The 13410-nt window shown below is 72.2% G+C and carries 14 protein-coding genes; 8 read left to right on the top strand and 6 right to left on the bottom strand.

Features of this window, described 5'->3' with window-relative positions; translation table 11 throughout:
• Positions 1 to 118: 118 nt before the first annotated feature.
• The 4 genes from AC07BF_RS29305 to AC07BF_RS29290 form a co-directional block, all read right to left on the bottom strand.
• Positions 119 to 715, bottom strand: a complete 597-nt coding sequence (locus AC07BF_RS29305) for an RICIN domain-containing protein (protein WP_363622785.1) — start codon at positions 713 to 715, stop codon at positions 119 to 121.
• Positions 716 to 768: 53 nt separating this feature from the next.
• Positions 769 to 1401, bottom strand: coding sequence for a hypothetical protein (locus AC07BF_RS29300; RefSeq protein ID WP_363587143.1), 633 nt, complete (start codon positions 1399 to 1401; stop codon positions 769 to 771).
• 165 nt (positions 1402 to 1566) lie between these two features.
• A complete protein-coding gene (locus AC07BF_RS29295) occupies positions 1567 to 2595 on the bottom strand; it encodes a helix-turn-helix transcriptional regulator (RefSeq protein ID WP_478334126.1) in 1029 nt (342 codons plus the stop codon).
• A 191-nt stretch (positions 2596 to 2786) separates the two neighbouring features.
• Complete coding sequence (locus tag AC07BF_RS29290) at positions 2787 to 4112, bottom strand: radical SAM protein (protein WP_478334125.1); 1326 nt, start codon at positions 4110 to 4112, stop codon at positions 2787 to 2789.
• A 268-nt stretch (positions 4113 to 4380) separates the two neighbouring features.
• Here AC07BF_RS29290 and AC07BF_RS29285 point away from each other — a divergent pair, with 268 nt between their 5' ends.
• Positions 4381 to 5634, top strand: coding sequence for a family 2 encapsulin nanocompartment cargo protein terpene cyclase (locus AC07BF_RS29285; protein ID WP_478334127.1), 1254 nt, complete (start codon positions 4381 to 4383; stop codon positions 5632 to 5634).
• A gap of 55 nt (positions 5635 to 5689) precedes the next feature.
• Positions 5690 to 6574 carry a geranyl diphosphate 2-C-methyltransferase gene (locus tag AC07BF_RS29280; RefSeq protein ID WP_478334124.1) on the top strand — a complete coding sequence of 295 codons (885 nt, stop codon included), beginning with the start codon at positions 5690 to 5692 and terminating at the stop codon, positions 6572 to 6574.
• Between the two features lie 87 nt (positions 6575 to 6661).
• Here the strand turns inward: AC07BF_RS29280 and AC07BF_RS29275 are convergent, their stop codons facing one another.
• Positions 6662 to 7315, bottom strand: coding sequence for a dihydrofolate reductase family protein (locus AC07BF_RS29275; protein WP_478334123.1), 654 nt, complete (start codon positions 7313 to 7315; stop codon positions 6662 to 6664).
• Between the two features lie 203 nt (positions 7316 to 7518).
• Between AC07BF_RS29275 and AC07BF_RS29270 the strand changes: the two genes are divergently transcribed.
• The 5 genes from AC07BF_RS29270 (at position 7519) to AC07BF_RS29250 (ending at position 12086) form a co-directional block, all read left to right on the top strand.
• On the top strand, positions 7519 to 8598 hold the full coding sequence (locus AC07BF_RS29270; protein WP_400808036.1) for a phosphatidylinositol-specific phospholipase C domain-containing protein: 1080 nt from the start codon (positions 7519 to 7521) through the stop codon (positions 8596 to 8598).
• Between the two features lie 266 nt (positions 8599 to 8864).
• The gene (locus tag AC07BF_RS29265; protein ID WP_363587179.1) at positions 8865 to 9197 is read left to right on the top strand and encodes a ribonuclease domain-containing protein; all 333 of its coding nucleotides are present in this window, start codon (positions 8865 to 8867) and stop codon (positions 9195 to 9197) included.
• An 84-nt stretch (positions 9198 to 9281) separates the two neighbouring features.
• Positions 9282 to 9728, top strand: coding sequence for a 5-carboxymethyl-2-hydroxymuconate Delta-isomerase (locus AC07BF_RS29260; RefSeq protein WP_478334122.1), 447 nt, complete (start codon positions 9282 to 9284; stop codon positions 9726 to 9728).
• Positions 9729 to 9820: 92 nt separating this feature from the next.
• Positions 9821 to 11179, top strand: coding sequence for an MFS transporter (locus AC07BF_RS29255; RefSeq protein WP_400845084.1), 1359 nt, complete (start codon positions 9821 to 9823; stop codon positions 11177 to 11179).
• A 58-nt stretch (positions 11180 to 11237) separates the two neighbouring features.
• Entirely contained in the window at positions 11238 to 12086 is an 849-nt protein-coding gene (locus AC07BF_RS29250) for an SAM-dependent methyltransferase (RefSeq protein ID WP_363587151.1), read from the top strand.
• A 12-nt stretch (positions 12087 to 12098) separates the two neighbouring features.
• Here AC07BF_RS29250 and AC07BF_RS29245 read toward each other — a convergent pair whose 3' ends face one another.
• On the bottom strand, positions 12099 to 12380 hold the full coding sequence (locus AC07BF_RS29245; RefSeq protein WP_478334121.1) for a hypothetical protein: 282 nt from the start codon (positions 12378 to 12380) through the stop codon (positions 12099 to 12101).
• A gap of 374 nt (positions 12381 to 12754) precedes the next feature.
• Here AC07BF_RS29245 and AC07BF_RS29240 point away from each other — a divergent pair, with 374 nt between their 5' ends.
• Positions 12755 to 13393: a DUF4360 domain-containing protein gene (locus AC07BF_RS29240; RefSeq protein ID WP_363587153.1), complete on the top strand. Its 639-nt coding sequence runs from the start codon at positions 12755 to 12757 to the stop codon at positions 13391 to 13393.
• The last annotated feature ends 17 nt before the right edge of the window (positions 13394 to 13410 follow it).

Raw genomic sequence — 13410 nt, 5'->3', positions numbered from 1 at the left:
ACGCTTTCTTCTTTTCCTCTCCCCCCCCCCCCCCCCCCCCTCCCCCCCCCCCCCCCCCCCCCCCCCCCCCCCCCCCCCCCCCCCCCACGGCAGGCATTCCTGGTGGTGCGCCGCACGGTCAGACGGCCTGCAGATAGAACAGGTCCGGTCGGCTGTCCTGGACGATCTGGTAGCCCAGGCCGTCGCTGTGGTTCTGGGCGGCGACCCACTTGCCGGAGTTCAGGTTCTGGAGGGCGAAGCGGTTGCCGCCCGGAACCTTCGCCATCCAGAACGCCTGGTTCTCGGGGACGATGTCGCCGCAGCCGACCGTGATGATCCAGTTGCCGTCGTCCTTTCCCCAGCGGTCGACGACCATGCACCAGCCGCGCCAGCTGTCGCGGAAGTACACCAGCTCGCGGCCGTCGGAGGCGTGCTTGCGGCAGACCTGCCACTTCTGGTTCGACTCGTCACCCCAGAAGTACTGGATGACCGAGCCGTGGTTCCCGGGGGAGAGCGCGACGGTCAGCGGCCGGTCGGCCCCGGCGGTGTTGATGCGGTAGAGGCCGGGGTCGCAGGGGTAGTCGCTCTCCGGGTCCGCAGCGAGTGCGGTGGCCGACGCGGGGGCGGCCAGGGCGGCGGGGGAGGCGGTGAACAGCAGGGCGCCGACGGCGGCCGCCGTGCCGAGGACGTTCAGCGGGCGGCGGGCGCGGTAGCGCGGACGGTGCGGGTGGGGCATCGTGGACTCGCTTTCGCAGCAGGTGGGTCGGGCCGTTTCCGTGATCCTGGGCATCAGCAGACGAGTCGCGCCCGGGCGGCCGCGCGCAGGGTGCCGGCCGGCTCCGGGTAGGCACAGGAGACGGTCCCCTGCTCCGGGACGTCGAAGGTGGTGAAGGTGCCGGGGCCGTTCGGGCTGGTGTTGATCCAGTAGCCCGTGTTCCCGCTGCGGGCGCAGATGTAGCGGACCCACTCGCCGGTGACCTTCCGGGTGCCGCGGTAGAGGCCGTAGTAGCCGGGGCTGTTGAAGTTCACGGTGTCGGTGACGGTGGTGGTGCGGGTGGTCGCCTTGGTGCTGGCCACGGAGAATCCGACCTTGACGCTCACCTTGGCGAAGATCGCCTTGAATTCGGCGCTCACCTCGGTGCTGGTGTTGATCGTGGTGCTCACCGAGTCGACCTCGCTGAGGGTCTTGGTGTAACTGCCGGTGGTGCCGGGGGTGATGGCGACCGCGAGGAAGTCGGTGACGGTCGGTTCGACCCGGGCCGAGGCGATGTCCTCCCACAGGTAGTCGCGGGCGGGGTCGCAGGTGGCGGTCGGCGGTGTGGTGTCGGCGTGTGCGGGCGCGGCGCCGAGGCCGAGTCCGGTCACCGCGACCAGTGCGGCGACTCCTGAGGTGAAGGCGGTGCGCCTGGTGCGCGAGCTCATGAGGGTGCTCCTCCGCTGGACGATGAAGGCACTGCGATGCACGTCACGTCATGTGCATGACGTGAATCCCCCGTGGGGAAATCTTCACGTTCGCGGCGGGGCCCCGGCCATCCCAGATTCCTGGGGGCGTGCGGCGGGCGCGCGCCAGGGGCGCGGGGCCACGGGTCAGCAGCGCCCCCCGCCGAGCATGATCCGCGCGATCAGTTCCTGTCGGCTGCCCACCCCGGTCTTGGTGAACACCGACTTCAGGTGGTCCTGCACCGTGTACGGCGTCATCGCGAGCAGCCGGGCCACGTCCCGGGTGTCGCTGCCGCGCACCAGCAGCAGCGCCACCTCCTGCTCGCGGGCGGTCAGCCCGTACGCGGCCAGGTAGAGCGGCATCACCTCGGCCGGCGAGGCGGGCGTGGCCACCACCGTCACCTCGTCCGCCGCCGCGTCGCCGCGCAGCGCCGATCCGTGCAGCAGGTACCAGCGATCGTCCCGGGAGCGGACCCGTACCGGCGTCTGCGGCGCGGCCAGCCCGTGCGCCGCCCGGCGGGCGTGCTCGGCGGCCATCGCCACGGAGGTCGGGATGCTGAGCGAGGTGGGGGTGGGGTCGGCCAGCCGGTCGAGCAGGTCCTCGGCCGGGCCGGACATCGCCCGCAGCCGGTTGCGCCGGTCGAGCAGCAGGACCGCAGGCCCCGCGTCCTCCTGGTCCGGCGCGCCGGCCGGAACGTGGCACGCCCGCAGTGCGTTGCCCAGGTGGCGGGCGGCGGCGCCGGCGAGCTCGCGCTGGCGCCCCAGGTAGGGACCGCGGTCCGGGGCCCGCATGAACGCCGCGCACCCCCACATCCCGCCCGTCGCGTCGAACACCGCCCGCAGTTCGTCCCCGAACCCGGCCGGTGCTATCTGCTCCCGGAACCGCACGCTCTCCTGCGGGCGCCCCTTGGTCGCCCGGCTCAGCGTCTCCGCCTGCGCCCCGCTGTGCCGGATCTTCGGGAAGGTCGCCAGGTCGTCCTCCCAGACCTCCAGCCTGACGGCGTGCTCGTACGCCGTCAGGCTGAGGTCCTCGCTCTGCACCGAGTTCACCAGCCCGGTCGCCGGATCCGCCGTGTGCCAGCACACCGCGTCGAACTCCAGGACCGGGCGCAGCAGTTCGTCCGCCCGCCGGAACACGTCCGGCGCCGTCAACCCCTCCCCGGCGAGCTCCCGCATCCCCTCGATCGCTGACCGCGCCGCCACCCCACGAGCCCCACGTAATCCCATGGCGGGAAGCTAACACGCTGTTCGTACCCCCACCCACGCGCCGATCGGCGGGGTCCGCCTCCTCCTCGCGGTGGGCCGACGGCCCCCGGCGTCATCCTGACGTCCCGTCATGCCGACCGGGGGCGGCGTGCGTCGGGGGCTCAGCCGGGCAGCGAGTCCATGAAGGAGCTGACCGAGAAGACGGCCTTGCCGGGGCCGGCCGGGCCGTAGCCGGGCGGGGAGGAGAGGCCGAACTCCTCCAGGGTGGCGCGGTAGGCCCGGAGCAGGCGGATGTGGTACTCCAGCGGGGCGCCCTGGGGGTTGGCCTTGCCGAGCGGAGTGGTGGGTTCGGGGCACCAGGTGGTGAAGCGGGGCACCACGCCGTGGGACATGAAGAAGCGCAGGCCCTCCCGGGTGGAGGCGATGGCCTCGTCGACGGTGGTGAAGCCGAAGGGCTGCGCCATCTCGACCCCGGCGACGAAGTTGGGGATCACGTTCTCCGGGCCGAACACCTCGGTGGAGTCGAGGATGCGCCGGTGCCACTCGTCGCGGCCGACGTAGCGCTCCTTGCCGGGGCAGTACAGCTCGAACAGGCGCTTGTCCCAGACCTCGAAGTTGGGGTGGTAGATCCGCACGCCGTAGTCGTGGAAGCGCTGGACGTCCTCGCGCGGCAGGGCCTGGGCGACGACCTTGCCGATCCAGCGCCCGGGGAAGCGCTCCTCGATGGCCTTGGCGTACTGGCCGTAGAAGTCGGCCTCGTCCCGGCCGCCGACCTGCGAGGTGATGGCGCCGCCGGTGAGGGTGTACGCCTGGGAGGCGCGGGCGGTGTCGTGGCGGTCGATGAGCTCCAGTGCCTCCAGCACCTCCTCGACCGGCTTGACTCCGGTGTAGGGGCGGCCGGCGGCCTTGTGCTGGCGCCAGTTGTGGTTGATGTCGCAGTACTGGCACTCCTCCTTGGCGCCGAAGTACTGGCAGACCCGGAAGACCGTCAGGTAGATCAGGTAGCCCCACTGGATGGTCGGGGCGACCTCCATCACCGACTTCCCGTTGGCTAGGGCGTGCCGGTAGTAGTCAGGCATCGGAGGCAGGCCCACGTCGGCGATCCGCGCGCCGTCGAGGTACAGGCCGAGCGTGCCGTCCTCCCCGGCGCCGACCCGGTACGGCGAGTCCGGGTTGACCCGCACCGACACCACGGTGCGGCGCAGCCCGTACGGGCCGCCGGTGAGCACGACCTCCTCCGGCGGGCGGTTGAGCGCGGCCGCGCCGAGTTCGGGCAGGGTGCGGTGGTCGAAGGAGAAGATGAAGTACGACTTCGGCTTGACCTCGCTGCTCCCGTCGGCGCCGGTGCTGCCGCTGAGGGCGGACTCGTCGAAGGCCATGCCGCCGCGCAGCAGGTCCTCCTTGATCACGGCCTCCCGGGGCACGTCGGGGAAACGCTCCATGAGGTCCTCGACCAGTGCGGTGCGGCTGCGGCCCTGGGTCTCCATGTGCTGGTACGTCCTTCCTTGCCCCGTTCCGTCACGGGGTCGTGGCCATTCTTCTCCCCCTTACGCCGGCGGGCGCGGCGGACCGATGCATGAGGAGGTGGCGTTTCAAACGCCATACGGGCCCACGTTCACCTGATCGGGTGTAGAAGATCGTTCGGAGCGTTTCCGAACCGGTCCCCGCGCCTACGGTTGTGAACCGAGCGAGACGGGGGGCGCGTTCGAAGACCGCCCGCGCCGTCGGCCAGGTGACGAAGCGTCATGTCTCGCGATCCTTCATCAGAGTCAGAGGAGGCTCCATGCCCCTGTGCACCAGAGCGGGGACACCCTTCGAGCGCACTGCCGCCGCGGCGGTGGGGTCGTGAGATCCTCGGCGATGGAGCGGATCCTGCGCGGGCCGAGCGGCCTGGGCACCGCGGGCCTGAACCTGGCGCAGAGTCCCCCCGCCCCGAGCGCGCCCGCACTCAACACCTCCGTGCCCGGCGTCCCCGCGTCCGACAGCCCCGCGCCGGGCGGTGCCAAACCGGGCGGTTCCAAGCCGCAGCCCGGCGACGCCATCCCGGGCCTCTACCACCACCCGGTGGCCGAGCCCGACCCGGTGCGGGTGGAGGAGCTGAGCCTCAGGATCAAGGCCTGGGCGCTGGACGAGGTCGAGCTGTACCCGCCGGACTGGGAGAAGCAGTTCGACGGCTTCTCGACCGGCCGCTACATGGTGGCCTGCCACCCGGACGCGCCCAGCGTCGACCACCTGATGCTGGCCGCCCGCCTGATGGTCGCCGAGAACGCGGTCGACGACTACTACTGCGAGGAGCACGGCGGCTCGCCGGTCGGCCTCGGCGGGCGCCTGCTGCTGGCGCACACCGCGCTCGACCCGCTGCACACCACCCCGGAGTACCACCCGGAGTGGGAGGCCTCGCTGCACGAGGACGCGCCCCGCCGGGCGTACCGCTCTGCGATGGAGTACTTCACCCGGGCCTCCACGCCCTCCCAGTCGGACCGGTTCCGGCACGACATGGCCCGGCTGCACCTCGGGTACCTCGCCGAGGCGTCGTGGGCCGAGACCGAGCATGTCCCGCAGGTGTGGGAGTACCTGGCGATGCGCCAGTTCAACAACTTCCGCCCCTGCCCGACGATCACGGACACCGTCGGCGGCTACGAGCTGCCGGCCGAACTGCACGCGCTACCCGCCATGCAGCGCGTGATCGCTCTGGCCGGCAACGCGACCACCATCGTCAACGACCTGTACTCGTACACCAAGGAGCTGTCCATCCCCGGACTGCACCTGAACCTGCCCGTGGTGATCGCCGAACGCGAGGACTGCTCGCACCGGGACGGCTACCTCAAGGCGGTCGAGGTCCACAACGACCTGATGCACGCCTTCGAGGCCGAGGCGGCCGCGCTGGCCGCGGCCTGCCCCGTCCCGACCCTCGTACGGTTCCTGCGCGGTGTGTCCGCGTGGGTCGACGGCAACCACTTCTGGCACCAGACCAACTCCTTCCGCTACACCCTGCCCGACTTCTGGTAACCACCGTTTCCGGCAGCCGTCCCCCTTCCGTTGATCACCCGCTAGGAGCTGACGCATGTCCCTGACCGACGACATCACCACCCCCGCCGACAACGCCGCCATCCCCGGGCCGGCGACCCCCTACCAGGGCGACATCGCACGTTACTGGGACCACGAGGCACGGCCGGTCAACCTTCGCCTCGGCGACGTGGACGGCCTCTACCACCACCACTACGGCATCGGCGACGTCGACCGGGCCGCCATCGGCGACCCGGCCGACAGCGAGCGCGAGAAGAAGGTGATCACCGAGCTGCACCGCCTGGAGTCCGCGCAGGCCGAGCTGCTCCTCGACCACCTGGGCGCGGTTCCGGCCGACGCCACCTTGGTGGACGCCGGCTGCGGCCGCGGCGGCTCGATGGTGATGGCCCACCAGCGCTTCGGCTGCCGGGTCCAGGGCGTCACGCTCTCCGCCAAGCAGGCCGAGTTCGGCAACAACCGGGCCCACGAGCTGGGCATCGGCGACTTCGTCCGCTCGCAGGTCTGCAACATGCTCGACATGCCGTTCGAGACCGGCCAGGTGGCGGGCTCGTGGAACAACGAGTCCAGCATGTACGTCGACCTGCACGACCTGTTCGCCGAGCACTCCCGGATCCTCGCCGTCGGCGGCCGGTACGTGACCGTCACCGGCTGCTGGAACCCCGCCTACGGGCAGCCGTCCAAGTGGGTCTCGCAGATCAACGCGCACTTCGAGTGCAACATCCACTCCCGCCGGGAGTACCTGCGGGCCATGGTTGACAACCGGCTGGTGCCGCAGGCCGTCATCGACCTGACCCCCGCCACCCTGCCCTACTGGGAGCTGCGCGCCACCTCCTCGCTGGTCACCGGCATCGAGGAGGCGTTCATCAACTCCTACAAGGACGGCTCCTTCCAGTACGTCCTGATCGCGGCCGACCGGGTCTGACCGGGTCCGACAGGTCCGACGGTCCGAGTGTGACGGTGGCCTCCCCGCGGGTGCGGGGAGGCCACCGTCTTTTCGGCTACCGGCCGGTCACCGCCGGGTGAAGGTGAGGTGGGTGACGCCGCTCGGGCTGGTCACCGCCTCGGTGCGGAAGCGCTGTTCCAGGCCTTCGAGCCCGTCCCAGAGCCGCTCGCCGCGGCCGAGGACGATCGGCACCACCACCACGTGCAGGTGGTCGATCAGGTCCGCCTCCAGGAAGGCCCGGACGGTGCTCGGGCCGCCGCCGATCCGGACGTCCTTCCCGTCGGCCGCCGCCTTGGCTTGGCGCAGTGCCTCCTCGGGCGTGGCGTCGAGGAAGTGGAAGGTCGTCCCGCCCGCCATCTCCAGCGTGGGGCGCGGGTGGTGGGTGAGGACGAAGACCGGGGTGTGGAACACCGGGTCCGGCCCCCACCAGCCCTTCCACTCGTGGTCCTGCCACGGGCCGCGCTGCGGGCCGAACTTGTTGCGCCCCATGATCTCCGCACCGATGCCGTCGCTCCAGGTGCGGGCCATCGCGTCGTCGCCGCCGGTGTCGCCGCCGGTGTCGCCCTCCCGGCCGTGCATCCGCCGGAAGGTCCGGGTCTGGAAGAACCAGCCGTGCAGCCGGTCGCCGGCGTGGCCGAACGGCGAGTCGAGGCTCTGCCCCTCGCCCGTTCCGTAGCCGTCGAGCGAGATCGAGAAGTTGTGGACGCGGACCAGGGACACGGGAGTTCCTCCGGTGCTCGGTGCTCAGGCGCGGACCGGGCCGCGCCTGCTGGACGGCCCACGCTAACCCGGGCGGGAGCGGTACAGCCGTCACGCTATTGTCGTGTCTTCTTCACCCGGAGCTCGCCCTGGTGGGCGATGCTTCGTCCGACCGTCCGGGAGGGGCGGCCGGAGGCACATCCGCACTTGGGGGGACAGTACCTGTGACCGTACGCCGCACCGCCGCCGCCATCCTGGCGGCCGGCCTGCTCGCCGCCGCCGCGGCCCTGATTCCGACGACCGCCGACGCGGCGCAGGACGCGGCCGCGAGCGGCCCGGCGGACCTGCCGTTCGGCTCGGCCACCACCGTCGGCCTGCACAACACCTACGACCCGGCCGCCTACCCGTACCTCGCCCAGGGGCTCGACACCGGCACCGGGATGATCGAGCTGGACATCTGGACGGACATCGTCACCAAGGAGTGGAAGGTCAGCCACTCCAACCCGCTCGGCAACTCCAACAACTGCACCGCCGCCAGCACCCCGGCGCAGCTCTACAGCGGCGGCGCCAACAAGAACCTGGAGAACTGCCTCGACGACGTCCGGGTCTGGCTCGGCGCCCACCCGGGCGTCGGCCCGCTGGTGGTCAAGCTGGAGCTCAAGGCGGGCTTCTCGGCCAACCTCGGCATGGGGCCGACGGAGCTCGACGCGCTGATCGCCGCCCACCTGGGATCGGCCGTGCTGCGCCCCGCCGACCTGCTCGCCAAGCCGGGCGGCGGCTCGTACGCCAGTGTCGACGAGGCGGTGCGGGCCGGCAACTGGCCGAGCCGCGCGGCGCTGGCCGGAAAGGTCCTGCTGTACGCGATCCCGGGGACGGTCGAGGAGAGCAACCCCTTCGACACCCTGCACACCGACGTCGAGTACGGCCGCCACCTGCGCGACCTCGCCGCCGCCGGCCGGATCGGCGACGCCCAGCTGTTCCCCGCCGTGCACGGCGCCAAGACCGGCGACCCGCGCGCCGCGTACACGGGCGCGGACGCCGGGATCCGGCCCTGGTTCGTGGTCTTCGACGGCGACGCCGCCAGCTACCTCAACGGCGTCGACACCGCGTGGTACGACCGCTCGCACTACCTGCTGGTCATGACGGACGCGCACAACGTGGCGCCCGCCATCAGCGCCACCGACCCGACGCCGGACCAGGCCCGCGCCCGCACCGAGCAGCTGGCCCGGGCGCACGCCAGCATCGTCTCCAGCGACTGGCGCAAGCTGCCGGCCGTCCAGTCCCTGGCCCTGCCCCGGGGCTGACGCCGAGACGCCGGACGCGCCACCGGGGCGGTGAACGCCCCGGTGGCGCAGGCGTGTCCGGCCTCGGCTCGGCTCGGCTTCGCGCAGGGCGGGCCCGGAGCGGCTGCTGTCCATGCCAAGTCCGCTGTGGGTACGTCGAGTTGACCCGAGATGAAGAGTTGGATCAGGGCTTTCGGCGGGCCGGGGCGGTCGCCATGCTGGTTGTCATGACCCGAACTCTACGCGCGTGGAAGTCCCGCGCCGCCGCCGTCACCGCCGTTGCCCTGATGACCCTCGCGCCCGTCGCGGTCGCCACCGAGGCACACGCCGCGGTGAGCGGCTCGGTGTGCCTGTCCGCCCTGCCGTCGCAGGCGCGCACCACGCTCAACCTGATCGCCTCCGGCGGGCCGTTCCCGTACAGCCAGGACGGCGTGGTGTTCCAGAACAAGGAGCGCGTGCTGCCGAGCCAGTCCTCCGGCTACTACCACGAGTACACCGTGGTGACGCCCGGCTCGCCGACCCGCGGCACCCGCCGGATCGTCACCGGCCAGCGCACCCGCGAGGACTACTACACCGGCGACCACTACGTGACCTTCCGCCTGATCAACTTCGGCTGCTGACCCGCTGTTCACGTTCTCGGGCTCCCGGGTCACCGCCGCAACCGGGGGCCCGGGAGTGCCGCGCCACCGCCGCGCCGCACCCCGGTGAGCGCCCTGCCCGAGGGCCGCGCGGCCGCGCGCGGTAGCGTCGCCGAACTGTCCGAGGAGCCCTGCGCGGGCTCCGTCTCCTGGGAGGTTTCCGTGCCGCAGATCCTGGTCGACCACTCCGCCGGCCTCGACCTCGACCAGGCGGGCTTCGCCGAGGAGGTCCACCGGCTGATCGCCGAGGTGATCGACACCACCGTGGCGGACTGCAAGACGCTGTTCCGCCCGGCCGGGCGCCATGTGGTCGGCGACGGGAGGGGCGGGCGCGCGGTGGTGCTGGTGGAGGTCAAGATCCTGGCGGGCCGCAGCACCGCGCAGCGTGCCGAGCTGACGGCCCGGGTGCTCGCCGCGCTGGAGGCCCGCCTCGACGTGCCCGCCGCGATCGGCGTGGAGGTCACCGAACTGGACCGCGAGACCTACCGCTTCGTCCACCACCCCGGCCGGTAGCACCACCCCGGCCGGTAGCGCCGGGCCGCCGGGGGCGGCGGACCTCGCCGCGTCCGATACCGCGCCACCTCGATCGGTGCCATGCTGAGGCCATGACAGATCGGACCGGAACCACCCCGCCGCGCGAGGAGCCGCAAGCCGGCCGGCGGCGACGGGAGTTGGCCGCCGCCACGGTGGGCTCGGTGGTCGAGTCCTTCGACTGGAACATCTACGCCGTCCTCGCCCCGTACTTCGCGGCGGACCTCTTCGGGCACGGCAAGGGCGGGGTCAGCGGCCTGCTCGGGGCGTACGCGACCTTCGCGGTCGGGTTCGTCGCCCGGCCGGTCGGCTCGTACCTGATCGGGCGGCTCAGCGACACCCGGGGGCGGCGCTTCGCCCTGACCCTCGGCATGTCCGTGATCGCCGCCGCCAGCCTCGGGATCGCCGTGCTGCCGGACCAGCGGACGATCGGCGCCTGGGCGGCGGTCCTGGCCGTCGCCGCGCGGGTGGTGCAGGGGCTGGCCTTCGGCGGGGAGGCGCCCAGCGTCGCCGCGTACGTGACCGAGACGGCCCCGCCCCGGCACCGCTTCGCGTTCAGCTCGGTCTCCTACGGCGGGATCATCGTCGGCTCGCTGCTCTCCTACGGGGTGCTCGCGCTGCTGCTGCACACCCTCGGCAAGTCCGGTGTGACCGACGGCGGTTGGCGCTGGGCCTTCGTGGTTGCGGCGCTGCTCGGGCTGGCCGCCGTCTGGGTGCGCCGGGCGGCCCCGGAGAGCGCGGAGTTCCGCCGAGCCCGGGCGGAGTCGACGGGCGCCCGCCCGCCGTTCCTGCGGGTGCTGCGCGAGCACCGCTGGGCCGTGCTCACCGTCTTCCTCAACACCCTGGGCGGGACGGTCGGTTACTACTTCGCCCTGGTCTACCTGCCGCAGTACGCCGCCGCCTACGGGGTGGTCGACCGGGAGGAGGCGACCTCCTTCATGACCGTGGTGCTCGCGGTGGTGCTGGCCACCATGCTGCTCAGCGGCGCCGCCGCCGACCGTTTCGGCCTGCTGCCGGTGGCCCGGACCGGGTTCGCGCTGCCGGTGCTGCTGGTCCCGGTGCTGCTGATCGGGCTGCGGCAGGGCTGGCTGCCGTTCCAGGTCGTCGCCGTGCTGCTGGGGATGCTGGTGGCGACGGTGCTCGGGACGCTCAACGTCTTCACCGGCCTGCTGTTCCCGACGGAGGTCCGCGCCCTCGGCCTGGGCGTGGTCAACGCGGCCACCATCGCCGTGTTCGGCGGCTCCTTCCCGCTGCTCGCCGAGTGGCTGCACGACCACCACCGCCTCGGCCTGATCCCCGGCTACGTCACCCTCTGCACGCTGGGCCCGGCGCTCGGCCTCGTCACCGCCCTGCGGGTGCCGTCCTTCGCCGCCGCCGTGGGGGCTCCGGCCATCAAGGCGCGTGGCGGGCGGGTGTCGTCCCGAAGTGGCTGACGTTCGATCATGTCCTGTGGTTGAGTGGGACGGGAACGAACGTGCGGAAGGGTAAGACATGGAGAACAGCGGTCCGGACGGCTGGCTGACCGGGGTCCGGTTCGAGGAGGCGCCGCAGGTGGACCTGCGCACCGACCGCGCGCACCCGGCCCGGGTCTACGACTACCTGCTCGGCGGCAAGACCAACTTCCCGGTGGACCGCGAGGTCGGCGACCGCATCCTCGGGGAGTGGCCCGGCTCGCGCACCGCCACCGTCGCGGCCCGCGCGGTGATGCACCGGATGGTCCGCCGGCTGGTCGAGGTGCACGGCGTCCGCCAGTTCCTGGACGTCGGCACCGGCATCCCCACCACGCCCAACCTGCACGAGGTCGTCCAGGCCGTCGACCCGTCCTGCCGGGTGGTGTACGTCGACAACGACCCGATCGTGCTCGCCCACTCGCGCGCGCTGCTCACCAGCACCCCCGAGGGCCGCACCGCCTACGTCGAGGGCGACCTGCGCGAGCCGGGGAGGTTCCTGGCCGATCCCGCGGTGGCCGCCACCCTGGACCTCGACCGGCCGATCGCGCTGACGCTGATCAACATCGTGCACTTCCTCTCCGACGAGGCCGCGCACCCGCCGGTCCGCAAGCTGGTCGACGCCCTGCCCTCCGGCAGCTTCCTCGCGCTGACCGCCGGCACCGCCGACTCGATTCCCGACCTGGTCGCGATCGGCTCCCGCCGCTACTCGGAGGCCGGCATCGAGAACCACCTGCGCCCCCGCGCGGGCGTCGAGCGCTTCTTCACCGGGCTGGAACTGGACGACCCGGGCGTGGTGCTGATCAACCGCTGGCACCCGGAGCTGGGCGAGGGCCCGGTGCTCGGCGACCACGAGGTGGCGGCCTACGCGGGGCTGGGCCGCAGGCCGTAACGGTTTTCCGCTCTACGGTGCCATGGTGAGCCCCGCCGCGTCCGCGTCCCGGCTGAGCACCACCGAGCGGGTGTGCTCCAGGGCGCGGGCGTAGTCGGCGCGGCCGGGGTCGCGGCGGACGGCCTCGCGCAGGCCGAGTACCCGGTAGGGCGGCCCGAGGTCGGTGATCTGCGGGACGAACTCGGCCCGGCCCACCGTCCGGCGCAGCCCCGGCCCGGCGGGCGGGGGGACGGTGAAGCGGGCGAGGGAGCTCCGGTTGCCGCGCGGATCCTCGGCGCCGTCGTAGGTGAACATGTGCCCGGCGAACTGGTCGCCGAGGCCGTAGACCGTCCAGGTGTCGCCGATCTTCTCGTAGGCCTGCGGGATGTGGGCGCGGGTGCCGAGGATCAGGTCGATGTCGGGCTGTCCGGGAGCCGGTTCGACGGCCGGCTCGCGGGCGAGGGTGAGCTGCTGCTCGTCGCCCGCAGGTCACCCGGGAGGCGCGTCACCCCCTGTACGCGGACACCCCGGGTGTGGTGACATAGCCATGTCAATTTCGGGGCCGCGCTCGAAGTGCCAAGGCGCTCGGACCGCCAAGGCGCTCGGACCGCCAACGCGCTCGGAACGTCACCGCGCTCGGAGCGCCAACGCGCCGGCCCCGGCTCCGTGGACGATCGAAGGGGAAGCCCATGCTGCTCCGTGTACTGGCCACGACCGGAATCGCCGCAACCCTGTTCGCCTCGCCGACCCTCGGCTCCGGCGCGCTCCCGACGCCGCCGGATCGGATCGTCATCGACGTCGCGACCGTCAACGGCTCCGGCTGCCCGGCGGGGACGGCCGCCGTGGCCGTCTCCCCGGACAACACCGCCTTCACCGTGACCTACAGCAGCTACCTCGCCCAGGTGGGGGTCGGCTCGAAGCCGACCGACTTCCGGAAGAACTGTCAGCTCAACCTGCGGGTGCACGTCCCCCAAGGCTTCACCTACGCGATCGCCTCCGCCGACTACCGCGGCTTCGCCCACCTGGAGAAGGGCGCGACCGGCACCCAGCAGGCCGGCTACTACTTCCAGGGCGACCCCGCGACCGTCCAGCTGAGCCACCACTTCAGCGGCCCCAAGGACGACAACTGGCAGGCGACCGACACCGTCGACGTCGCCGCCCTGGTCTTCGCCCCCTGCGGCGAGGAGCGCAACTTCAACATCAACACCGAACTGCGGGTCGGCGCCGGCAGCTCGGACCCGAACAGCACCACCAGCTTCATGACCATGGACTCGACGGACGGCAGCATCAACACCGTCTACCACCTCGCCTGGAAGCAGTGCCCCTGATCTCCGGCGCTTGACCC

It is taken from the genome of Kitasatospora sp. NPDC043950 (assembly GCF_056435345.1).
Note: the sequence above shows the minus strand (reverse complement) of the source record. Positions and strands in the feature narration are given on the sequence as shown.

What these genes read in the sequence shown, in the direction of transcription:
- AC07BF_RS29305 (WP_363622785.1), bottom strand. Translation starts at nt 715, where the DNA reads ATGCCCCACCCGCACCGTCCGCGCTACCGCGCCCGCCGCCCGCTGAAC.
- AC07BF_RS29300 (WP_363587143.1), bottom strand. Translation starts at nt 1,401, where the DNA reads ATGAGCTCGCGCACCAGGCGCACCGCCTTCACCTCAGGAGTCGCCGCA.
- AC07BF_RS29295 (WP_478334126.1), bottom strand. Translation starts at nt 2,595, where the DNA reads ATGCGGGAGCTCGCCGGGGAGGGGTTGACGGCGCCGGACGTGTTCCGG.
- AC07BF_RS29290 (WP_478334125.1), bottom strand. Translation starts at nt 4,112, where the DNA reads ATGGAGACCCAGGGCCGCAGCCGCACCGCACTGGTCGAGGACCTCATG.
- AC07BF_RS29280 (WP_478334124.1), top strand. Translation starts at nt 5,690, where the DNA reads ATGTCCCTGACCGACGACATCACCACCCCCGCCGACAACGCCGCCATC.
- AC07BF_RS29265 (WP_363587179.1), top strand. Translation starts at nt 8,865, where the DNA reads ATGACCCTCGCGCCCGTCGCGGTCGCCACCGAGGCACACGCCGCGGTG.
- AC07BF_RS29255 (WP_400845084.1), top strand. Translation starts at nt 9,821, where the DNA reads ATGACAGATCGGACCGGAACCACCCCGCCGCGCGAGGAGCCGCAAGCC.
- AC07BF_RS29250 (WP_363587151.1), top strand. Translation starts at nt 11,238, where the DNA reads ATGGAGAACAGCGGTCCGGACGGCTGGCTGACCGGGGTCCGGTTCGAG.
- AC07BF_RS29245 (WP_478334121.1), bottom strand. Translation starts at nt 12,380, where the DNA reads ATGTTCACCTACGACGGCGCCGAGGATCCGCGCGGCAACCGGAGCTCC.
- AC07BF_RS29240 (WP_363587153.1), top strand. Translation starts at nt 12,755, where the DNA reads ATGCTGCTCCGTGTACTGGCCACGACCGGAATCGCCGCAACCCTGTTC.